This is a genomic window from Dyella sp. AtDHG13 (assembly GCF_003201105.1).
Classification (GTDB): domain Bacteria; phylum Pseudomonadota; class Gammaproteobacteria; order Xanthomonadales; family Rhodanobacteraceae; genus Dyella; species Dyella jiangningensis_B.
The window spans coordinates 377,604-400,142 of sequence record NZ_QICJ01000002.1 but is presented as its reverse complement, the minus strand read 5'-3'; the positions used below and the strand labels follow the sequence as shown (position 1 = coordinate 400,142).

Here is a 22,539-nt window from a genome sequence, read left to right as displayed (position 1 = left end):
GGAAGGCATCATGGATCTGCTGCGATTTCTGCTCTTGTTGCCCTTGCGTCTGTTGCGCGGGCTTTTCGCTGGCATAGGCCTGATACTGCGCCCCCTGGTGGGGCAGGTCAGCTGGTCCGTGCCTGCCTGGCTTCCCGCCACGGGCGGCTGGGTCCGGCGCCGCCCGGTGCATGCCGCAGGCACCTTGTTGGCCGCGCTGGTGGTACTGGGCGGCGGCTGGTTTGGCTGGCAGTGGTACAAGAATCGCCCCCAGCCGGTGGAGCCCTCCCGCATCACGCTGAGCGCGTCCGCGCCCGCCATCACGGACTACGCCCACCAGCCCATCGTCATCCATCCGCTGATGGTGACCTTCTCCGGATCCGCCGCGCCGATCGAGCAGGTCGGCAAGCCGGTGACGGCAGGCGTCACCCTGCAGCCGGCGATGAAGGGTCAGTGGAGCTGGGTCGACGACCGCACGCTCAAGTTCGTCCCCGCGGAAGACTGGCCCGTCGGCAAGCATTTCGAAGTGCGCTTCGAGGTTGCCAAGGCATTCGCACGCCACGTGCTGATGGCCGACGACCATTTCGCATTCGATACCCCGGCGTTCGAAGCGAAGGTGGAGAACGGCGAGTTCTACCAGGATCCGCAGGACGCCACGGCGAAGAAGACCATCCTGCCGGTGACGTTCAATTATCCGGTCGACAGCGCGGAGTTCGAAAAGCGCATCGACGTGGGCCTGAAGCAGCGCGTTGGTGGCGATGCCGCGCTCAAGTACACCGTCACCTACGACCAGTACAAGCTGCACGCCTGGATCCATTCGCAGCCGCTTTCCCTGCCGCGCGATGAAAGCGCGGTGGCCTACACCATCGCCAAGGGCGTCCGCAGCGCGCGCGGCGGCGATGGCACCAGCGAGCCGATCAAAGCGCAGGTGCGCGTGCCGGGGCTGTACAGCCTCTCCATCGAAAGCGTCGAACCCACCCTCGTCGACAACGAAAAGTACGAGCCCGAGCAGGTGCTGATGGTCAACGTCGGCGGCACGGTGCGCGACAGCGAACTGGCCGGCCTGGTGAAGGCGTGGGTGCTGCCCGCGCGCAAGCCGGGAGAGGAGCAGGCCGACGACGCGCCGCCGTATGACTGGGCGGCATCCGAAGTCGGCGAGGCGCTGTTGCGCCAGAGCCAGCCGCTGAAACTGGAGATGGTGCCGACCGAGAATGACTACGAGGCCGTGCAGAGCTTCAAGTTCCATGCGGCGCCTGGGCAGCGCATCTACGTGCGCGTCGACAAGGGGCTGAAATCCTTCGGCGGCTACATCCTGGGCAAGGCCTACACCACGGTCGTCGCCGTGCCCAACTATCCCAAGCTGCTGCGTTTCATGGCGGACGGTTCGCTGCTCTCCATGTCGGGCAGCAAGCGCATCTCCGTGGTGTCGCGCAACCTGCCGGGCATGCGTGTCGAAGTCGGCCGCGTGCTGCCCGACCAGCTGCAGCATCTGGTGAGCTTCAACCAGGGCACGTACGCGCGCCCCGAGTTGAGCTACGACTTCAGCGAAGACCACATCGTGGAACGCTTCGAGCAGAAGCGCAGCTTCCCCAAGGATGACCCCGCCAAGGCCCATTACGAAGGCATCGATCTGGGCCAGTACCTGAAGGAAGGCAAGCGCGGCGTGTTCCTGCTGCATCTTTCCAGCTACGACGCCGCAGCCGAGAAGAAGAAGGAAGAGGCCAGGAAGGCGGCGGAGAACCAGCCGCAGGCAGCGCCGACCAACGACAGCGCCGGCGACGAGCCGGAAGAGGGCGGCGACGAGCAGGGCGAGATGGCCGACAACGGCGATGGCGGCGACACGTCCAGCCCCACCGACACGCGCCTGATCGTGGTGACCGACCTGGGCATGCTGGTGAAGCGCTCGCTGGATGGCAGCCAGGATGTGTTCGTGCAATCCATCCATAGCGGTCAGCCGGTGGGCGGCGCGACGGTGTCCGTGCTGGCGGTGAACGGGCAGACGCTGTTCAGCGACACCACCTCGGCGGATGGCGTGGTGCATTTCCCCACCTTGAAGGGCCTGGATCGCGAAAAGCAGCCCACGCTCTACGTGGTGAAGAAGGGCGACGATCTCTCGTTCCTGCCCATCGGCGGCTCGACCAGCTACGAACGCAAGCTCGACTTCTCGCGCTTCGACGTGGGCGGCGAGCGCAATGCTCAGAACGAAGGGCAGCTGTCGTCCTACCTGTTCTCCGATCGCGGTATCTATCGGCCGGGCGACACCTTCCACATTGGCCTGATCGTGCGCGCGGCCAGCTGGACGCGCAGCGTGGTCGGCGTGCCGCTGCAGGCGGAAATCGTCGATCCACGCGGCATGACGGTGAAGCAGCTGCCCATGTCCATGGATGCTTCCGGCTTTGGCGAACTCGAATACGCACCCGCCGAAACGGCGCCGACCGGCACATGGACGGTGAACCTCTACATCGTCAAGGACGGCAAGGCCGGCGCGCAGATCGGCAGCACCACGGTGCAGGTGAAGGAATTTCTGCCCGACCGCATGAAGGTCGAGGCCAAGCTGGCCGGGCAGGTGCCGGAAGGCTGGGTCAAGCCCGACCAGATCAAGGGCATCGTGGACGTGATGAACCTGTTCGGCACGCCCGCGGCGGATCGCCGTGTCGAGGCGTCGCTGACCCTGCGTCCGGCATGGCCGGCGTTCCGCAGCTGGCCGGACTACCACTTCTACGACGTGCGTCGCGCCAAGGAGGGTTACGAGGACAAGCTGCAGGACGGCAAGACCGACGACAAGGGCCACGCGGAGTTCGATCTCGACCTGAAGAAGTACGCCGACGCCACCTATCAGCTGTATTTCCTGGCCAAGGCGTATGAGCCGGAAGGCGGCCGCAGTGTCGCCGCCGCCGCGCAGACACTGGTGTCCAGCAACGACTGGTTGGTGGGCTACAAGTCGGTCGACAACCTGGACTACATCAATCGTGATGCGACGCGCAGCGTGCACCTGGTCGCCATCGACCACACGGCCAAGTCGATCGCGTTGAAGGACCTCAAGGCGCGCCTGATCGAGCGGCGTTACCTCTCCGTGCTCACCAAGCAGGACTCGGGCGTCTACAAGTACCAGTCCAAGCTCAAGGAAGTGACGATCAACGAGCAGCCCTTGTCGGTGCCCGCCAACGGCATGGACTACGCCTTGCCGACCGACAAGCCGGGCAACTACGCGCTGGTGATCGTGCGCAGCAGCGACGGCGTGGAAGTGAACCGCGTGGAGTATTCGGTGGCCGGTGCCGCCAACGTCTCGCGTTCGCTGGATCGCAACGCGGAGCTGCAGCTCAACCTGAGCAAGCAGGATTACGCGCCGGGCGAGTCGGTGGACATCGCCATCCGCGCGCCCTATGCCGGCAGTGGCCTGATCACCATCGAGCGCGACAAGGTCTACGCGCATGCGTGGTTCCACGCCGATACCAGCAGCTCGGTGCAGCACATCACCGTGCCTGCGGATTTCGAGGGCAACGGCTACATCAACGTGCAGTACATCCGCGATCCGTCCTCCGACGAGATCTTCATGAGCCCCTTGAGCTACGGCGTGGTGCCGTTCTCGGTAAACCTGGACGCGCGCCGCAACGCCATCAAGGTGGAGTCGCCGGCCGTGGTGAAGCCGGGCGATACGGTGACCTTCAAGCTCAGCGCACCGCAGCCCACGCGCGCGGTGGTGTTCGCCGTGGACGAGGGCATCCTGCAGGTGGCGCGCTACAAGCTGGGCGATCCGCTGAAGTTCTTCTTCCGCAAGCGCATGCTGGAAGTGGGTACTTCGCAGATCCTCGACCTGATCCTGCCGGACTTCGAGAAGCTGATGGCCATGGCGGCGCCCGGCGGTGACGCTGACGCAGCCATCGGTCGCCAGCTCAACCCGTTCAAGCGCAAGCGCGACAAGCCGGTGGCGTACTGGTCCGGCATCGTCGACATCAATGGCGAGAAGGATTTCACCTATCAGGTGCCGGACTACTTCAACGGCAAGCTGCGCGTGATGGCGGTGGCCGTGTCGTCCGATCGCGTCGGCACCTACGAGGGCAGCACCACGGTGCGCGGCGATTTCGTGCTCTCGCCGAACGTGCCGACCACGCTCGCGCCGGGCGACGAAGTGGACGTCAGCGTGGGCGTCGCCAACAACCTCACGGGGCTGGGCGGCAAGCAGGTGCCGGTGGCGGTAACGCTGAAGACCGGCCCGCAGTTGCAGATCGTCGGTACGCCGACGCAGAGCCTGAACCTCGGCGAGATGCGCGAGGGCGTGGTGACGTTCCGCGTCAAGGCGACCGACAAGCTGGGCTCCGGCAACCTGAGCTTCACGGCAGGCTACGGCGACAAGTCGGCGCGCCAGAGCGTGGATGTGTCGGTGCGCCCGGCCTCGGCCTATCGCACGCAGGTGGACGTGGGCCGCGTGGACGCCGGCAGCAAGCAGGACCAGCCGGACCTGCGTCGCATGTACAGCGAATACGCCTCGCGTGACTCGGCCATCTCCAACATCCCGGTCGTGCTATCGAGCGGCCTCACCACCTATCTGGTGAACTTCCAGCACTACTGCAGCGAGCAGCTCGTCAGTGCGGCCATGCCGCGGCTGGTGTTGTCCAAGTGGCCGCAGGTAAAGGTGTTCGCCGATGCCCTGCAGCCGGCGATGAACGGCGGCAAGAAGCTCAGCAACGAAGAGGCGTTGTCGCAATTCCTGGACGTGCTGCATTCGCGCCAGAACGGGCAGGGCGGCTTCGGCCTATGGTCGGCCACGCCGGATGCCAATCCGTTCGTGTCCACCTACGCCATGCATTTCATGCTGGAGGCGAAGGACCGCGGCGTGGACATTCCGCGTGACATGTTCGAGGCGGGCAACAAGTACCTCAAGCAGCTCGCCAGCGACGATACGCTGGACGGTCTCGACCTGGTGCGCCAGCGCGCCTACGCGGTGTACCTGCTGACCCGCCAGGGCAATGTCACCACCAATGACCTGGCGGCGGTGCAGAAACGCCTGCAGGACGCCTATCCTGACCAGTGGAAGAACGACCTGGCTGCGGCATGGCTGGCGGCGTCGTACCAGTTGCTCAAGCAGGACAAGCAGGCCGCGCAGCTCATCGCCGGTCCGCAGAAGCTGCTCGAGCGCAGCAAGGCCGACAAGGATTACAGCTATGGCTACTACTACGACTCGCTGATCCGCGACGCCAGCACGCTGTACCTGCTGAGCAAGCACTTCCCCGATCGCGCGAAGTCACTGCCGCCGCGCGTGATGGAAAACATCACCGAACCGTTGCAGTACGGCTGGTACAACACCTTGTCGTCGTCGATGGTGCTGCTGGCGCTGGATACGTATGCGCAGGAGAACAACGTGCAGCTCGACAAGCTGCGCATCGACCAGGTGATGGCCGACGGTTCGGTGAAGTCCATCGCTGCGCCGCAGGGCAACCTGCTGCAGGCGGGCAGCTGGAATGCGGACGCCAAACGCCTGCGCTTCACCAACGACAGCACGCTGCCGGCGTGGCGCGTGGTGAGCCAAGGCGGTTACGACCGTGACCAGCCGGCCAAGGCCATCAAGCAGGGGCTGGAAATCACCCGCGATTACACCGATACCAACGGCAAGGCCATCGACAAGGTGACCATCGGCCAGGAGATCGACGTGCATCTGAAGATCCGCGCCACGGACGACAGCGGCGTGGACGACGTGGCCATCGTCGATTTGCTGCCGGGCGGTTTCGAGCCGGTGATCCAGCCGCCGCCGGCCGTGACGGACCAGCAGCCCGATGGGAGCGACGCGAGCGATGGCGGCGGCGACAGCGAGGTGAAGGCCAGCGAATGGCGTTCGCCCATCGGCGTGGGCAAGGCCACCTGGGCGCTGGAGTACGCCGACATCCGCGAGGATCGCGTGGTGCTCTACGGCTCTGCCACGTCCGACGTCGGTGAATTCGTGTACCGCATCAAGGCCACCAATGCCGGCAAGTTCATCGTGCCGCCGGCCTATGGCGAAGCGCTGTACGACCGCCGCGTGCAGGCGCGCACGGCGGGCGGCAAGACCCTGGAAGTCGTCCGTCAACCCTGATGGATAAGGCGCGCCCGCTCCGGTGGGCGCGCCTGCGGATGTCACGCATGCTCATGTCTTCGCCCATCGTCCGTTGCTGGCACGCCATGGTCCGCTGGGTCCTCCGTTGGCAGAACTGGCTGGTGGGCGCGGCCTTGCTCGCCGCATTGCTGGTGGGGTGCCGGTGGTGGCCGCATCGTCCGCTGAATGCGTGGCTGCCATCGTCGACGGCGGTCTATGACGCGCATGGCCGCTTGCTGCGCCTCACCCTGGCAAATGACCAGCGCTACCGTCTGTGGGTGCCGCTCAAGGACGTATCGCCCGCCCTGGTGGATGGCGTCTTGCTGCACGAAGACCGCTGGTATCGCTGGCATCCCGGCTTCAATCCCTATGGACTGATGCGCGGCGCCTGGGTCACTTACGTGAGCCACGGCAATCGGCAGGGCGGCTCGACCATCACCATGCAGCTGGCGCGCCTGCTGTGGCGGCTCAATACGCGCACGCCGGCGGGCAAGCTGCGGCAGGTGGCGCGGGCGATCCAACTGGAGTTGTTCTACTCCAAGGACCAGATTCTCGAGGCCTATCTCAACTACGCGCCGTACGGCCGCAACGTGGAAGGCGTGGGCGCGGCGAGCCTGGCGTACTTCGACAAGCCTGCCGACAGGCTCAGCCTGCCCGAAGCGCTGACGCTGGCGGTGATCCCGCAGGATCCCAGCCGTCGCCTGCAGGCGGGCGGGGATGCGCCTGACCTTATCAGCCGCCGGCTCAGCGATTCGCGCAATCGGCTCTATGTGCGCTGGAAAACATTGCATCCGAAGGATGCCGGCCTGCAGCCATTGTTTGCGTTGCCGTTGCGCCTTCGCCCTTTGTCGCAGTTGCCGTTCGAGGCACCGCATGCGGTGGATCAGGTGCTCGCTGCGCGCCGCATGATGTCCAGCGACAGGGACAGCCGCGTGACGACCACGCTGGATCTCGATCTCCAGCACGTGCTGGAGCGCCAGCTGGATCGCTACGTGGAACGCAACAGCGGACGCGGCATCCGCAATGTCGCGGCGCTGCTGGTGGACACGCGCGACATGGGCATCAAGGCCCTGGTGGGATCCGCCGACTACGGCAACGCCGATATCCAGGGACAGGTGAACGGCACGCTCGCCAAGCGTTCGCCCGGCTCGACGCTCAAGCCTTTCATCTATGCGCTTGGCTTCGACCAGGGCGTGTTGCATCCGCAGACGGTGCTGCGTGACGTACCGACCGCCTTTGGTCCCTACGCACCGGAAAACTTCGACGGGCACTTCCTGGGACCGGTGACGGCCACGGAAGCCCTGATACGCAGCCGCAATATCCCCGCCGTGTGGGTGGCCTCGCAGTTGCAACAACCGAGTCTCTATCAGTTTCTGCGCGATGCCGGCATCAGCCGCATGGCGAGCGAAAAGCACTACGGCCTGGCGCTGGTGCTGGGCGGCGGCGAGGTCACCATGCAGGAGCTGGGCGGCTTCTACGCCATGCTGGCCAACCGCGGCGAACTCAAACCGTTGCGCCTGCTGGCCGACGATCCGCAAACCGCCGGCACGCGCCTGCTGAGTGACGAAGCCAGCTTCATGGTCATGGACATGCTGCGGCAGAATCCACGGCCGGACGAGACCACCGGCGCGCAGCCGGATCGCCTGCCGGTGTATTGGAAAACCGGCACGTCGTGGGGCTTCCGCGATGCGTGGACGGCCGGCAGCTTCGGGCCGTATGTGCTCGTGGTGTGGGTGGGCAATTTCGACGGCAGCAGCAATCCCGCCTTCGTGGGCGTGGACGCGGCGGCGCCGCTGTTCTTCCAGATGGTGGACGCGCTGAGGGCCGCGCAGCCGCGCATGGCCGAACCGCTGCGGCATATGCCTGCACACCTCAAACGCGTGGAGATCTGTCTCGCCAGTGGCGACCTGCCCAATCAGTGGTGTCCGCAGCGTGGCATGACTTGGTTCATTCCGGGCAAGTCGCCCATCCGCGTGAGCCAGGTGCATCGCCCGGTGGTGATTGACGATGACACCGGCAAGCCCGCCTGTCCGCCGTACGCGGGCAAGCGCACTCATGTGGAGGTCTACGAGTACTGGCCATCCGAGTTGCAGCGCGTGTTCGTGCAGGCCGGCATTCCGCGCCGCGCGCCGCCACGCAACGATGCCTGCGTGCTGAGCGGCGTCGACGGCGAGCCGCCGTCCATCACCTCGCCGCTGCGCGGCAGCATCTACGCCTTGCGGCTCAAGTCCAGCGGCGAGGATCGCATCGCCTTCAGCGCCAATGCGGATGCCTCCGTCCATGAGATGTACTGGTTCGTCAACGATGCCTACGTAGGGCGCAGCGTGCCGGGCGAGCCGCTGTTCTGGCAGCCCGGCACCGCCGGCAACTACGAAGTGCGGGTGGTGGACGACCGCGGTCGCAGCGACATGCGCCCGCTAGGCGTGAATGTCGTCGACTGAGCGCCCCTGCCATGCGTCATGGCGGGGAGACGCCGCACGGCTGCGCTATGCTTGATCGCCTGTACCGAGACAAGCCCACGCCCAACGCATGACTTCGTCACCGGCTGTTTCCTACTACCGCGCCACGGCGACGCCGTACACGCCATTTGCGCCGCTGCAAGGCAAGGTGGATGCGCGCATCGCCATCATTGGTGGCGGTTTCGCGGGCCTGCATACGGCGCTTGGCTTGGCCGAGCGCGGCGTGCGCGACGTGGTGTTGCTGGAGCGCGAGCAGGTCGGATTTGGCGCCTCCGGGCGCAACGGCGGCTTCGTGTTCGGCGGCTATTCGCTGGGAGAGCAAGCCCTGCTCGACCAGCGCGGACAGGATGCGGCCCGCGCGCTGTTCGGGCTGACCACCGATGCTGTTGCGCGTATCCGCGAGCGCGTGTCGCGTTATGCCATTCCCTGCGATCTGGTCGACGAAGGCGTGATCTGGGCGAACTGGTTCCGCGACCCGGCGGTGCTGCGCCAGCGCCAGGAGTTGTTGGCGAAGCACTATGATGTGGCATGGGAATGGCTGCCGCAAAGCGAGCTACGTGCGCGCGTGCACACCACCCGCTACTACGACGGACTCTATGAGCGCGACGCGCTGCACCTGCACCCGCTGAACCTCGCCATTGGCCTGGCCGGCGCCGCGGCAAAGCAGGGCGTGAGCGTGCATGAAAACACTGACGTCTGGCAGCTGCGCCGCGACGGCTCGCGTTGGCGTGTGGAAACCGCACAGGGCGCCGTGCATGCCGATCAGGTCGTGCTTGCCTGCGGCGGCTATCTCGCAGGGCTGAAGCGGCAGGTAGATCGGGCGATCCTGCCCATCGCCACCTATGTGATGGTGACCGAGCCCTTGGGAGAGCGCCTCAACGATGCGCTGGAAACACGCGCGGCCGTGTACGACTCCCGCTTCGCCTTCGACTATTACCGGCCTCTGCCCGATAGCCGCCTGCTGTGGGGAGGCCGGATTTCCGTGCGCGATCGCTCGCCGCGTGCGGTACAGCGCCTGCTGATACGGGATCTGCTGCGCGTGTTTCCGCAGCTCAAGGGCGTGCGCATCGATTACGCGTGGTCGGGCTTGATGAGCTACGCCCGCCACCAGATGCCGCAGATCGGCACCAGCGGTGATGGCCTGTGGTGGGCGCAGGCGTTCGGTGGACATGGGCTCGCCCCGACCTGCGCGGCGGGTGATCTGTTGGCATCGGCCTTGGCCGATGGCGACGACCGCTGGAAACAGTTCGCGCCGTATGGGCTGGATCCCACCTATCGGCCGTTCGGTTACCTAGGCGCGCAGGCCAGCTATTGGTGGCAGCAGGGCAAGGACTGGTTCAAGACGCGATTGGAAGGATGAGCGGGATGGATGCGAAGGCGCTGGAAGACATCAGCTGGGCGGATTTCGAGAAGGTATTGATCGTGGCGGGAACCGTCACGCGCGTGGAGCCGTTTCCCGAAGCGCGCAAGCCGGCATGGAAAGTGTGGGTGGATTTCGGGCCATACGGCGAGAAGAAGACCAGCGCGCAGATCGTGCAGCTCTATCGCGCCGAGGATCTGATCGGCCGCCAGGTCGTGGGCGTCATCAATTTCCCCGAAAAGCAGGTGGGGCCGTTCCGTTCCCAGTTCCTGCTCACCGGGTTTCCCACCGACGAGGGCGTCGTGCTTACCGCGGTCGAACGCCCCGTTCCCAACGGCACGCGCCTGGCCTGATCAACCGGCCTGCAAGGCTGGTTGCAGCCGCGCACGGCGATTGATCATCAGCGCCAGCCCGGCCGCGATCAGGCCGGTGATGCCCGCAACCACGAAGGGCTGCAGATAATTGCCGCTCTGCGTGCGCAACGCGCCTGCGAAAAACGCGGCACTCGCGGCGCCCACCTGATGGCCGGCCGCCACCCAGCCGAACACTACCGGTGCGTCGCGATCGCCAAAGGCTTCGGTGGCAAGGCGCAGGGTGGGTGGCACCGTGGCGATCCAGTCGAGGCCGTAGAACATGCCGAACAACGACAGGCTGGCGAACGAGAAATCGGAATAGGGCAGCCAGATCAGCGAAAGGCCGCGCAGACCGTAGTACACGAAGAGCAGCTTGCGCGGATCGTAGCGGTCGGTCAGCCAGCCCGAGAGCGTGGTGCCGACGAGATCAAACGCGCCCATCATCGCCAACAGGCCCGCCGCGCGCACTTCGGGAATGCCGTGGTCGCCGCACATCGCGATGAAGTGCGTGCCGATCAGGCCGTTGGTGGTGAAGCCGCAGATGAAGAACGTGGCGAACAGGAACCAGAACGTGCGCTGTTTCGATGCCGCGGCCAGCGTGCCCAGGGCGATGGAGAGCAGGTTGCGGCGTGGTGCGGTGTCGACCTCGTCCTCGGTGGCGCCGTAGGGGCGCAGGCCGATGTCGGACGGGCGCTCCGGCAGCAGCCACCACGCCAGCGGAATCAGCAGGGCGCAGCCGGCGGCGACCGTCCACACCACGGGACGCCAGCCGCCATGTTCCGCAATGGCCGCCAAGGCGGGCAGAAAGGCCAGGGTGCCGGTGGCCGTGCTGGCGGTGAGCAGGCCCATTATCAGGCCGCGATGCGTGACGAACCAGCGGTTCACCACCGTGGCGCCAAGCACGATGGCGACGCAGCCCGAGCCGATGCCGGAGAACAGGCCCCAGGTCACCATCAGATGCCAGGGCTGGGTCATCCATGCGCTGGCCGAGATGGACACGGCCATCAGCACCAGGGCGCCGATCAGGGTGCGGCGCACGCCCACGGCCTGCATGAGCGCCGCGGCAAACGGGCCGACCATGCCGTAGAGGAAGATGCCGAGCGCGGCGGAGAGCGAAATGGTGTCCCGGCTCCATCCAAAGGCCTTGCCCAGCGGCAGGATGAGCACGCCGGGCGCGGCGCGGACGCCGGCGGCGGCCAGCAGGGCAAGAAAGATCACGCCGGCAACGACAAAGGCGTACTTCTGGCCGAAGGGGCGGGTGCGCTGTATAGTCATGTTACCGGTCGGTACGGAAGGTTTGCGGATCGTACGTACCGATCGGTAACATTGTCAAGAGTCGTGCGCCATGTCGAACAAACATTCCCCTGCCGAGCCCGCCGAGCCTGCGGTCGAAGGTAAGCCCAAGGCCGCCGAGCGCATACGGCGCACCGCGCGTGAGCTGTTCTACCGCGAAGGCATCCGCGCCATTGGCGTGGAGGAAATCGTCACCAAGGCCGGCGTGACCAAGCCCAGCCTTTACCGCAGCTACGCGTCCAAGGACGAGCTTGCCGCGGAGTACCTGCGCGACTACGAAGTGGCGTTCTGGAAAGTGTTCGAGGCCGGTGCGCAGACGCATCCCGACGATGCGCGTGCGCAGCTGATGGCTTATATCGAGGGCCTTTCCCAGCGCGCCACGCAAGCGGGATACCGCGGCTGCGGACTGACCAATGCCGTCGTGGAATATCCGGGCGATGACCATCCGGCCCGCATGGTCGCCGAAACACACAAGCGCAAGCTCCGCGAGCGCCTGGTGGAGTTGTCGGCGGCGATGGGAGCCAGGGAGCCCTACATGCTGGCGGATGGCTTGCTATTGCTGCTGGAAGGCACCTACGCCTCAGGGCAGATGTTCGGGGAGCACGGCCCCGCGGAGTCCCTCGTCGCGGTGGCCAATCAGCTGATCGATGCCTCGTTGCGCTGAAGCGCGCATTGTCAGGCGGCGGATGTCTTGCGGCTGTCCAGCCACACGCCCAGGCCTTGCGCATTGAGTTCCACGTCCATGCCGAGCAGGTCGAGCAACGACGCGCGATCGCCAGCCCAACCATGCGCCTGCGCGCGCGACAGATAGAGGTCGGTCAACGCGGCCTTCATGGCTTCGTGTCGCTGCCCTTTATCCGACGAATGCGCCTGCGCGGCGGTGGCGATGTTCACCATGGCATCGATCTGCGCGTGCAGGTCGTTCGCCAGCTTCCCGACGTTTTCCACGGGACCGAAGTGGGTGAGGTACATCGCCGAGGGCTTCAGGCCCACCAGGCGGCGAATCGAGGCATGCAGCGCATCGGGGTCGAACTGTACCGGCGTGGTCGTCGGCAGTATGAAGGGACCGTTCGCCGTATCGAATTCCCGGTATGAGAGACCAAACGTATCGCCGGTAAAGCACACGTTTGCCTGGCGGTCGTACACGCTCAGATGATGGCGCGCGTGTCCTGGCGTATCGAGGCAGAGCAGGGGGCGGCCGTTGAGCGAAACCACGTGACCGTCGGGCGCTTCGTCCACGCGCTCGGCGGCAACCGGACGCAACCGCCCGTACGTCGTCTCCATCACGTCCTCGCCGTAGACCGCCGATGCGCCGGCCCACAGCTGGTTGGGATCGATCATGTGCCGTGCGCCGCGTGGATGCACCACCAGACGCGCGTTCGGCAATTGCGCGATCAGCTCTCCCGCGCCGCCGGCGTGGTCGAGATGGACATGCGTGAGGATCAGCCAATCGACGCTGGCAGGCGTGAGTCCTGCCTTGTCGAGCGCCTGGAGCATGCGAGGCACGCTGTGATTCGTGCCGCAGTCGATGAACGCGGCGCGACCTTCTTCGACGAGCAGGTAAGCCGCATCGAACCGTGGGCGGACAAAGCCTGTGTCGATGACGTGGACGCCGTGATTCATCGCCAACCTCGCGCGGAGTGATCGTGCGAGGTTAGCAAGGTCGCTGCGGTGGTTCACTCCCACCTTGGTCGGAAGGATGGCAGGCGTGGCCGCCCGCCATCCGGACTCACGGTGCGCTGTCGACCAGCACCAGTTCCGAGTCTTCGAGCGCGGTGACGGTGAGCTTGGTTTCGTCGCGGATCGCCGCGCCGTCACGCGCATCGAGCGTGACACCGTTCACCTCGAGCTTGCCCTTGGCCGGCACCAGATACGCGTAGCGACGTCCATCGAGCTCGTACACCGCGGTCTCGCCGGCCTTCAGCGTGGCGCCAAGCACGCGCGCATCGGTGCGCAGCGGAAGCGCATCGGTGTCTTCCTTAAAACCGCTGGCGAGCGTGACGAAGCGGCCGGAGCGGTCGCCGATCGGAAACGGCTTCGTGCCCCACGAGGGCGCGTTGCCGTGCTGGTCGGGCATGATCCAGATCTGGAAGATCTGCGTGTTGCCGCTCTCGAGGTTGTACTCGGCATGCGTGATGCCCGTGCCGGCGCTCATCACCTGCACGTCGCCCGCGACCGTGCGGCCCTTGTTGCCAAGGCTGTCCTGGTGCGTGATCGCGCCTTCGCGAACGTAGGTGATGATTTCCATGTCAGCATGAGGGTGGGGCGGAAAGCCCGTCTGCGGCGCGATGGTGTCGTCGTTCCACACGCGCAGCGCGCCCCAGCCCATGCGCGACTGGTCGTGATAGTTCGCAAACGAGAAATGGTGCTTGGCGTTGAGCCAGCCGTGGTTGGCTCCGCCCAGACTGCTGAAAGGTCGACGGTCGATCATGCGGCACTCCTGATGGTGGGATGCGCTGCTGTAGCGCCTGCCGCACAAGATAAGTCGGCGTGGCGGGGAAACCAGACCATGCAAATCGAACGGACTGTTGCTTGAGACGGACACAGGATGCGGCGCCGATCCGGCGGTTCGGGCGGGCTTTCCGATGCGCGTAGGCCCCGCCGGGAACCTCGGTTTGTGAATGTGAAAAAAGTCCTCCAGGGCTCTTCACAAATGCCTTTGTTCTGCTATTATTTCTGACTCCGATGCGGGAATAGCTCAGTTGGTAGAGCACGACCTTGCCAAGGTCGGGGTCGCGAGTTCGAGTCTCGTTTCCCGCTCCAGTTTTTCAGCAAAACCTCGGCAATCCGGGGTTTTGTTTTTTCAACGGATGGTAATCGGTTTTCAGGTTACGATTCGTGAGCAATGGCCTGGTGGCAGAGTGGTCATGCAGCGGCCTGCAAAGCCGTGTACGCCGGTTCGATTCCGACCCAGGCCTCCATTGCATCAACGACTTAGGCGCCGAAAGGCGCCTTTTTCATGCCTCGTTTTCGTGAAGATCGCGGTTTTTTGCGGCTCCGGAGGAGCGCAGGATCGCGTTGCGAGTGCGCAAGGCGACGTACCCGCCGCGTGCTAGGATGCGCATCCTTTCGCAGTGGCCCGGATGGCGAAACTGGTAGACGCAAGGGACTTAAAATCCCTCAACCGAAAGGTTATCCGGGTTCGATTCCCGGTCCGGGCACCACGCGAGACCATTTCAGGTGTGTCTCATGAGTGGCATCAGATTTCTTGGTCCTTATGACGATCGCGTCGCCGCCGAGTTGCCGCAGGGCTTTGTCGTGGGCCACTGCAAAGGCGACCGCAGGATCGAACCTGGTGGACTAATTTACGGCGTGTCTCGTCGCCTGGGCGAGCAGGAATGGTCCGACGATCAGGGACGCGTGATGACGGTGATCGTCGAAGATTTCGATCTGGATGCGCCAGGGCTGCGCAACTGGTCAACGGGCACCGAATAGCGCTGTCAGAAGCGCGGTCGCAAGGCTTGTAGGGCAATTCCTTTCGCCTTCGTAGGTGGGCTTTGTTGCTGCGTTTTTCAGGTGCTTCAGGTGCTTGCATTGCGTCATGCGGCGGCCTATGTTCGCTTAACACACCCAAGGAGGGCGACTGGTGATCAAGGTAGTGCTGATTGACGATCACGAGCTGGTGCGCACGGGCTTCAGGATGATCCTGCAGCAACAGCCGGATATTCAAATCTGCGGTGAGGCGGGTACCGCCGAAGAAGGTTTGAGGCTGATCCGCGCTAAGGTGCCGGATATCGCCTTGGTGGACGTGCATATGCCCGGCATGAGCGGTATCGAACTCACCGAGCGCGTATCCCGCTCCAAGCTGACGACCCACATCATCATCGTTACCGTGGTCGATGACGCACGCTTTCCCAAGCGGCTGCTCGACGCCGGCGCGCTGGGCTACCTAACCAAGGGATGCACGTCGGAAGAGCTGCTCGACGCCGTGCGCCAGGTGGCGCTGGGGCGCCGTTATCTGGTCCCTGCAGTGGCCCAGCAGCTGGCCTTGGCAACACTGGATGGCGAAGGCTCGCCCTTCGACGCGCTTTCCAGTCGCGAGCTCGAGGTGGCCATGATGCTGGTGCGCGGGAAGGCGCTGACCACCATCGGCGAGCAGCTCAACCTGAGCCCCAAGACGGTCTCGACCTATAAGCAGCGACTGATGGAAAAGCTGCAGGTGGATCACATCATCAGCCTTGCCCATCTGATGACCATTCACGGCCTGTTGGATACCCACAACAACCAGGTGGGCAACAACGTACCGGGTATGTGACGAGCGCATCCGGGCAGAATTCCCGAGGAAAGGAGCGGATGCCGCTTCGTTGAAGCGCCCGGGCATTCGTTCGTTTTCTATCCTTGCCCTGCATCGCCGCGACGGCTTCAAGGATGAAGCTACGTCGATGGCATCGAGAGCTTCCAGCGTCACGACAGGCTACCCGAGCCGCTTCGTCGCATCTGAGAATGCGGCTGTCGCGCGAACTATCGTTGCCACGAATTCTGGCGAGTCATCCATCGGGTGATGGTGCTGCAGCCCGACCTGCGTGTAAGCAGATTTTCTGAAGACACAAAAAAACCGGACAGTCGTCCGGTTTTTTTGTGCGGGGAACGCGTCGTCAGCCGTGTGACGATGCGTCCTTCTTCACTTCCTCGGTGCCTTCCTCGTCTACCGGAGCGCTGTGTGCCGGCTCGGCCGCAGGCTGCTGCGCCAGATCCGCATGAGCCAGCAGATCGCCCTGCGCTGGCTGTGCAGCCATCGTCGGAACGTGTTCCGTGGGCGAATCAACATGCACGGTCACCTTGTCGGTAGCGTCGGCAGGCTGCGCGGTGGCCAGTTTCTCGGTCGCCGGCTCGATCTTCGGCGACACGTCCACCGGCGCATGGAAGTCGACGGTCGTGCTCACTTCGACTGCGCTAACTTCTTCAACGATCACCGCCGGGGCTTCCGGTGCGTGGACGACGCTGGCGGCAATGTCGGTGGTCGACGTGTGTGCGGTCACGTCGGCGACAGGCGTCGCAACCACCGGGGCAGGTTGGTGTTCCTGCTCGGCACGGGTTTCGCGCACGGGCTCGGCAACCGCGGCGACGGCCTGCACCTGCTCAGTCGTGTTCTCCTGCGTTGCGGAGACGGACGGGATCGGCGGAAGCGTCGGCAGGTTGAACGATGCCGGCGCCACGGCGCTCAGCACCTGTTCGGGAGCCTGGATCGGCGCGGTCTGCGGCGCAGTGGGCACGACCTTTTCGATCGTTGCGGCAGGAGCATCGACCGTCGGCGCGGCCTGACCCTGTTCCGTCGCCTGGGACACGGCGACAGCGGTGGCGACCGCGGCTACCGGGATGGCAGCCGGCGCTGCTGCTTCGCTCCGATCTTCATCGTCCAGATCATCGAGATGCGCCGAGTCCGAGGACTCGCCTGCCAGGGCGCCGGCCTGCGCGGCGTCATCGTGACGACGGCGGCGACGGCCACCGCGGCGGCCACGGCGGCGACGCGACTGGTTGCCCTCGGCTTCCGGCGTACCGGCGGCTGCATCAACGGCACCGGCGGATGCGATCTCCGTGGTGGCGTTTTCTGCGATGACGGCGGTGTCCTTGATCACCTCGGGTGCTGGCGCGTGCTCCGGCCGCTCGGCGGGGACGGATGCGGCCACCGGGGCGGCGATGGCCGCTGCCACTACTGCCGGGGCAGTAGACTGCGCCTGCTGCGGCTGGCGCTGCTGGCGTTGCTGCTGCTCCTGGCGCTGCTGTTGCTTGCGCTCGTTCTGCGCCTGCTGCGGGTTCTCGGCCTTGGGCTGCGGCTGGCGCTGTTCCTGCTTGGGCTGCTGCTGGGCCTGCGGCTGGCGCTGTTGCTGCTGGCGGTTGCCCTTGGCCTGCTGCTGGCCTTTCTGCTGGCCCTGCTGCGGCTGTTCGCGGCGCTGCTGTTGCTGGCGATTGCCTTGCTGCTGGGTGCCCTGGGCCGGACGGGCGCGCTCGTCGCGGCGCTGCTGGTTGCGGCTTGCCTGGGCGGGTTCGGGCTTCGGCGCGGGCGCCGGGGTAGCGGGGCCGCGGAACCAGCCCAGCAGGCGCGAGAGCACGCCGCCACGCGGCGCGGGGGCGGCGGCGGGCTGACGGGCGGCCACGGGCTGGGGAGCGGGGGCGGACGCGCTTTCCTCGCGGACCGGCGCCGGCGAGGACGGCACGATTCCGCTGACCGCCGGCTGTTCGCCGCTGCCCAGGGTCTGGCCCATCTTCGGAATCGGGGATGCCTCGACCGCCGTCAGGCGCTCGTAGCTGGGCTTGCTGTGCTCGCCCATGTCCGCTTCGCGGATGCGCTGGATCTCGATGTGCGGCGTTTCAAGCTTGTCGTCCGCCACGATGACCACGTGCACCTTGTTGCGCAGTTCGATCTCGACCACGCTGGCGCGCTTTTCGTTGAGCATGAAGTTGGCCACGCTCGGCGGGGCCTGCACCAGCACCTGGCCGGTGTTGTCCTTCATGGCGTGCTCTTCGATCAGTCGCAGGGTGGACAGCGACAACGATTCCACGCCGCGCACATGGCCGTGGCCTTCGCAGCGCGGGCATACGATCTGGGTGGCTTCGCCCAGGCTGGGGCGCAGGCGCTGGCGGGACATCTCCAGCAGGCCGAAGCGGCTGATGCGGCCGATCTGCACGCGGGCGCGATCCAGCTTCAAGGCGTCCTTGAGGCGCTCTTCCACCTCGCGCTGATGCTTGGGGCTGTCCATGTCGATGAAGTCGATCACGATCAGGCCGCCGGCATCGCGGATGCGCAGCTGGCGGGCGATTTCCACCGCCGCTTCCAGGTTGGTGTTGAACGCGGTTTCTTCGATGTCGCTGCCCTTGGTGGCCTTCGACGAGTTGATGTCGATGGCGGTGAGGGCTTCGGTCTGGTCGATGACGATGGAGCCGCCCGAGGGCAGGCGGACCTGGCGGTCGAACGCGCTCTCGATCTGGGTCTCGATCTGGTAGCGCGAGAACAGCGGGGTGTCGTCGCGGTACATCTTGAGCTTGCGCAGGGCGTTGGGCATCACCTGCTGCATGAACTCGCGCGCGTCGTTGTACAGCGACTCCTCGTCGATGAGGATCTCGCCGATGTCGTTGCGCAGGTAGTCGCGCAGGGCGCGGATGAACAGCTTCGATTCCTGGTAGATCAGGAACGGCGCCTTCTGCGCCTGGGCGGCGCCGGAGATGGCCTTCCACAGCTGCAGCAGGTAATCGAGGTCCCACTGGAGCTCTTCGGCGTCGCGGCCGAGGCCGGCGGTGCGCACGATGAGGCCGACGTCGTCGGGAACCTTGAGGTGCTCCAGCGCTTCCTTCAGCGCCTGGCGGTCTTCGCCTTCGATGCGACGCGAGACGCCACCCGCCTTCGGGTTGTTCGGCATCAGCACCATGTAGCGGCCGGCGAGGCTGATGAACGTGGTCAGCGCCGCGCCCTTGTTGCCGCGCTCTTCCTTCTCGACCTGAACGACCACTTCGTGGCCTTCCTTGATGAGGTCGCGGATATTCGCCTTGTTCGGGTCCAGGCCCGGCGTGAAGTACTCGCGGGCGATTTCCTTCAGCGGCAGGAAGCCGTGGCGTTCGGCGCCGTAGTCGACGAAGCAGGCTTCAAGGGAAGGCTCCACGCGGGTGATGCGGCCCTTGTAGATATTGGCCTTCTTCTGTTCGCGGGAGGGGATTTCGATGTCGAGATCGTAAAGGGTCTGGCCATCGACAATGGCCACACGCAACTCTTCACGCTGAGTTGCGTTGATCAACATACGTTTCATTGTAATTTTTCCTCGGCTTGCCGCGCGTCGCGTGCCTCGGTGGCGCCAGTCGCTTCGGCGGCCTGCCGGGGATCGCGCCGCTGCGGTTAAGCGGCAAATGACGGCATCGTTCTCGGTGCCGGGATGATTCTTAGGCTTGCGTCGATCGTTCTCCGGAAACCTTCGGTAACCGGACAAACGACAACCCGAACCGTTACGATGTAAGGGAGCAGCAACCGGCTGCCAGAGAGGCGACCGGCGCTATCCTCGCCGACGTCACGGGATGGGCATCCCGACTCCATCCGAACTTCGGCAGGGCGGGATCAAACGCCGGCCGAGTATCCTATTTCGTCAGGTTTTTTTCAATGCAGACGGTAACTTCCCCCGACGCACCTCACGGTGTGCGTCAAGTCGAGATCGGCCCGGAGCGGGACGGTCAACGCATCGACAATGCCCTGATGACCCTGCTCAAGGGGGTGCCCAAGAGCATGATCTACCGCATCCTGCGCACCGGGCAGGTGCGCGTGAACGGCAAGCGCGCCAAGCCCGAGACCCGTCTCGCGGCCGGTGACATGCTGCGCATTCCCCCGGTGCGCACGGCGGAAAAGGCAGCCGAGAAGGGGCCGTCGGCTAGCATGGTCTCAGCCATCACTGAGTCGATCATTTTCGAGGACAAGCACTTCCTCGCCATCGACAAGCCCACCGGCATCGCCAGCCATGGCGGCAGCGGGGTGAGCCATGGAGCCATCGAGCTGCTGCGGGCGGCCCGGCCGAATGAACATCTGGAACTGGTCCACCGCCTGGACCGGGACACCAGCGGCGTGCTGGTGTTCGCCAAGACCCGCGCCGGCCTGACCGGCCTGCAGGCGGCGATCCGCGAGGGTTCGGTAACCAAGCAGTACCTCTGCCTGATGGACGGGCACCCCGGCAAGGCCAAGTTCAACGTCAACGCGCCGCTGCTCAAGTCGGTGCTGCAGGGCGGCGAGCGCATGGTCAGGGTGTCCGACAACGGCAAGCCGTCGCTGACGTTTTTCCAGGAAATGGAGCACTATCCGGGCGCCCGCCTGATGCAGGCGACGCTGGGCACCGGCCGCACGCATCAGATCCGCGTGCATGCCGCCCATATCGGCCATCCGCTGGCGGGCGACCCCAAGTACGGCAACAAGGACATGAACAAGGCCTTCAAGGACCTTGGCCTGAACCGCCTGTTCCTGCACGCCTCGCACATGAGCTTCGACCTGGACGGGCGCTCCTATAGCTTTTCGGCGGAACTGCCCGACGATCTCAAGCAGTTCCTCGACGCCCTGGCCGTCAAGGGCAACAAGATCAAGCGCCTGTGGGACCGGCTACAGGAAGAAGCGCGCGCTGACTTCGAGTGAGCGCAGGAGGTGGCCGGTAAGGCCGCTCTCCATCAGCAGGGCGCTGGCGGCATGGGCCAGGGCAATAGGCAGCAGCCGCGGCGAGCGCATGAAGCTCCACGCCCACCATAGCTCCGCCAGCAGGCACAGCTGCATGAGCGCCCCGTTGGGCGTATGGAGCAGTGCAAACAGCGTGGCGGTAACCAGGATCACGGCCGCCCGGGAGAGCCCGGTGCGCTCCAGCCGCCCCATCACCAGGGCGAGCATGGCCCATTGCTGCAGCAGTGCCCAGCCGAGATAGGCCAGGACATGGCGGCCATCCAGGTGGATCAGGTGATGGCCATCGGCCAGCGTCAACGCCGCTGCCACCGGCAGTGGGACGAGTGGATAGAGCCAGTCGGACACTCGCCGCCCCCACCAGCCCCATTCGACCGGGCGCCGCCGCCATTCGCTCTGGCCGCCATAGACCAGCGCAGCGAGGAAGGCGGTGATCCCCGGCAGGGAGGGCTCGGGCCCCCAGCGCAGGCCGGCGATCAACCAGAGCGGCCCCGCGGCAATGGCGGCGACCTCCGTCCATGGGCGGATCATGCCAGGACGCTGGCGCGCGGCCAGCCAGCCCAGCCACACCAGGTAGATGCCGCAGACTCCCGCGTCGAGCCAAATCGGCATGCGCGTCGCCAGGCCGTTCGGCAGCGGCTGGTCGAAGGGAAGAATGATCGCGGCAGGCCAGTGCTGGCGAACGCGGTCACGCAGCAGCAGCATGTTTTCCGCGGAGGCGCCTTTGGGAAGGCGCACCAGTGGCGCCTGCGGGTTGGCCGGTGTTTTCGACGGCGGTATCCAGATGCCAGTCGCTTCTGAGCCCGTCAGCCTGATGTCGGCGGCCTGCCGATCAAATGCGCCAGGGAGGGATAACGGCTGGGCGGATGTCAACGCTGCGTTACGGACGGTCAGCGCGCTGCCGGCGGGCAGCGTCACGCGTAGCCGGAGCATGTAGGCCACCACGGCGGGCGGCGGACAGGCCTGCCCAGCACCGGATCGCCACGCCAAGGTCCGCAGGTCGATAACCGCCTGCGCGGCACCCGTCGGTATCGCCGCCGCGTGATCGGCCGAGCAAGGTGCCGCGGACGGCTGCGATTGATAGATCAGGCCCAGCGAGCCGCCATGATCGCTACGCAGGTCCAGCCGAAGCAGCGGCCAATGCGCCAGGTCCACCGGGTTCGCCAACGGCAGGCCAAGCTCGAACGGCGTGCCGCCGCGGCTGGTGATTTCCAGTCCAAGGGGCGATGCGACCAGCGTCGCGGTGCCGAACACGCGACCGGCCACCAGGTCGGAAGGCCGCCGCAGTGTCCATTGCCAAAGCGGGGCCTGTTCCCGGAGCAGCGCAACCTGGTTGCTGGCCTCATGGAGCAACTGGCCACGCGTGACCCAGCCGGACAAGGCCGCCAGGCACCACGACAGGACCGCGACCACCGCGAGAAAGCCCGCGGCAGGAAGCAGGCGAGGCGTGGTGCGTGGATAGCTCAACGCGCGAGCAGGGCGTCGACGCGTGCGGCGCAGATGATGTCGTTCATCGACAGGCCGCCCACGTCGTGCGTGGACCACAGCACCTGGCAGTGGCCGTAGCCAGCTTCGAGATCCGGGTGGTGGTCCTCTTGATTGGCCATGAAGCCCACCGCATTGATGAAGCCGAGCGTGTGGTGGAAGTCGGGGAAGCTGAAGTCCTTGACGATGGCCTTGCCGTCGTCGGTGACCTTCCAGCCGGGCAGCGCGGCCAGCAGTTCCTTGAGCCTGGCGTCGTCGAGCGCGTGTTCCTTGCCCTTGCGCGGCGTGCAGTGCTGGCTGGCGAGTTGGCTGAGGTTCATGGCGAAACGTCCGTGACAAAGGAAAGGTGCGAAGCGTCGAAGCTAAGCGCGCAAAAGTCAAAGCCAGGCAGCGCGATCAAAATAGGACTA

14 protein-coding genes and 3 tRNA genes are annotated in these 22,539 nt (G+C 65.5%); 11 read left to right on the top strand and 6 right to left on the bottom strand.

Annotated features, from left to right (window positions below; all coding sequences use genetic code 11):
- Positions 1-10: 10 nt before the first annotated feature.
- The 4 genes from BDW41_RS04570 (at position 11) to BDW41_RS04555 (ending at position 10,218) form a co-directional block, all read left to right on the top strand.
- Positions 11-6,046 (top strand): alpha-2-macroglobulin, encoded by a 6,036-nt coding sequence (locus BDW41_RS04570; RefSeq protein WP_074546850.1) that lies wholly within the window; start codon positions 11-13, stop codon positions 6,044-6,046.
- 47 nt (positions 6,047-6,093) lie between these two features.
- Entirely contained in the window at positions 6,094-8,487 is a 2,394-nt protein-coding gene (pbpC, locus tag BDW41_RS04565) for a penicillin-binding protein 1C (protein WP_074546987.1), read from the top strand.
- An 88-nt stretch (positions 8,488-8,575) separates the two neighbouring features.
- Positions 8,576-9,865, top strand: coding sequence for an FAD-binding oxidoreductase (locus tag BDW41_RS04560; RefSeq protein WP_074546849.1), 1,290 nt, complete (start codon positions 8,576-8,578; stop codon positions 9,863-9,865).
- Positions 9,862-10,218 (top strand): tRNA-binding protein, encoded by a 357-nt coding sequence (locus BDW41_RS04555; protein WP_074546848.1) that lies wholly within the window; start codon positions 9,862-9,864, stop codon positions 10,216-10,218. Before BDW41_RS04560 ends, BDW41_RS04555 begins: the two co-directional genes overlap by 4 nt.
- Here the strand turns inward: BDW41_RS04555 and BDW41_RS04550 are convergent, their stop codons facing one another.
- Entirely contained in the window at positions 10,219-11,493 is a 1,275-nt protein-coding gene (locus BDW41_RS04550; RefSeq protein WP_074546847.1) for an MFS transporter, read from the bottom strand. It lies immediately after the preceding gene.
- 70 nt (positions 11,494-11,563) lie between these two features.
- Here BDW41_RS04550 and BDW41_RS04545 point away from each other — a divergent pair, with 70 nt between their 5' ends.
- Positions 11,564-12,175 carry a TetR/AcrR family transcriptional regulator gene (locus BDW41_RS04545; RefSeq protein WP_074546846.1) on the top strand — a complete coding sequence of 204 codons (612 nt, stop codon included), beginning with the start codon at positions 11,564-11,566 and terminating at the stop codon, positions 12,173-12,175.
- Positions 12,176-12,186: 11 nt separating this feature from the next.
- Here BDW41_RS04545 and BDW41_RS04540 read toward each other — a convergent pair whose 3' ends face one another.
- Entirely contained in the window at positions 12,187-13,134 is a 948-nt protein-coding gene (locus BDW41_RS04540; protein ID WP_199535273.1) for an MBL fold metallo-hydrolase, read from the bottom strand.
- A gap of 106 nt (positions 13,135-13,240) precedes the next feature.
- On the bottom strand, positions 13,241-13,942 hold the full coding sequence (locus BDW41_RS04535; protein ID WP_074546844.1) for a pirin family protein: 702 nt from the start codon (positions 13,940-13,942) through the stop codon (positions 13,241-13,243).
- A 256-nt stretch (positions 13,943-14,198) separates the two neighbouring features.
- Here BDW41_RS04535 and BDW41_RS04530 point away from each other — a divergent pair.
- From BDW41_RS04530 to BDW41_RS04515, 5 genes are all read left to right on the top strand, one after another.
- Positions 14,199-14,274: transfer RNA gene (locus BDW41_RS04530), tRNA-Gly, on the top strand.
- A gap of 84 nt (positions 14,275-14,358) precedes the next feature.
- Positions 14,359-14,432: transfer RNA gene (locus BDW41_RS04525), tRNA-Cys, on the top strand.
- Positions 14,433-14,588: 156 nt separating this feature from the next.
- Positions 14,589-14,675 (top strand) — tRNA-Leu (locus BDW41_RS04520).
- A gap of 25 nt (positions 14,676-14,700) precedes the next feature.
- On the top strand, positions 14,701-14,946 hold the full coding sequence (locus BDW41_RS22925; RefSeq protein WP_146217301.1) for a hypothetical protein: 246 nt from the start codon (positions 14,701-14,703) through the stop codon (positions 14,944-14,946).
- Positions 14,947-15,097: 151 nt separating this feature from the next.
- On the top strand, positions 15,098-15,766 hold the full coding sequence (locus BDW41_RS04515; RefSeq protein WP_074546843.1) for a response regulator: 669 nt from the start codon (positions 15,098-15,100) through the stop codon (positions 15,764-15,766).
- 340 nt (positions 15,767-16,106) lie between these two features.
- Here BDW41_RS04515 and BDW41_RS04510 read toward each other — a convergent pair whose 3' ends face one another.
- A complete protein-coding gene (locus BDW41_RS04510; protein WP_074546842.1) occupies positions 16,107-19,250 on the bottom strand; it encodes an Rne/Rng family ribonuclease in 3,144 nt (1,047 codons plus the stop codon).
- A 344-nt stretch (positions 19,251-19,594) separates the two neighbouring features.
- Between BDW41_RS04510 and BDW41_RS04505 the strand changes: the two genes are divergently transcribed.
- A complete protein-coding gene (locus tag BDW41_RS04505) occupies positions 19,595-20,608 on the top strand; it encodes an RluA family pseudouridine synthase (protein WP_074546841.1) in 1,014 nt (337 codons plus the stop codon).
- Here the strand turns inward: BDW41_RS04505 and BDW41_RS04500 are convergent.
- Both BDW41_RS04500 and BDW41_RS04495 read right to left on the bottom strand, forming a co-directional pair.
- The gene (locus BDW41_RS04500; RefSeq protein ID WP_074546840.1) at positions 20,576-22,111 is read right to left on the bottom strand and encodes a CPBP family glutamic-type intramembrane protease; all 1,536 of its coding nucleotides are present in this window, start codon (positions 22,109-22,111) and stop codon (positions 20,576-20,578) included. The two genes, BDW41_RS04505 and BDW41_RS04500, sit on opposite strands and share 33 nt — an antisense overlap.
- Positions 22,108-22,449, bottom strand: a complete 342-nt coding sequence (locus BDW41_RS04495) for a 4a-hydroxytetrahydrobiopterin dehydratase (RefSeq protein WP_074546839.1) — start codon at positions 22,447-22,449, stop codon at positions 22,108-22,110. The genes BDW41_RS04500 and BDW41_RS04495 overlap by 4 nt, the downstream gene beginning before the upstream one ends.
- Positions 22,450-22,539: the final 90 nt, after the last annotated feature.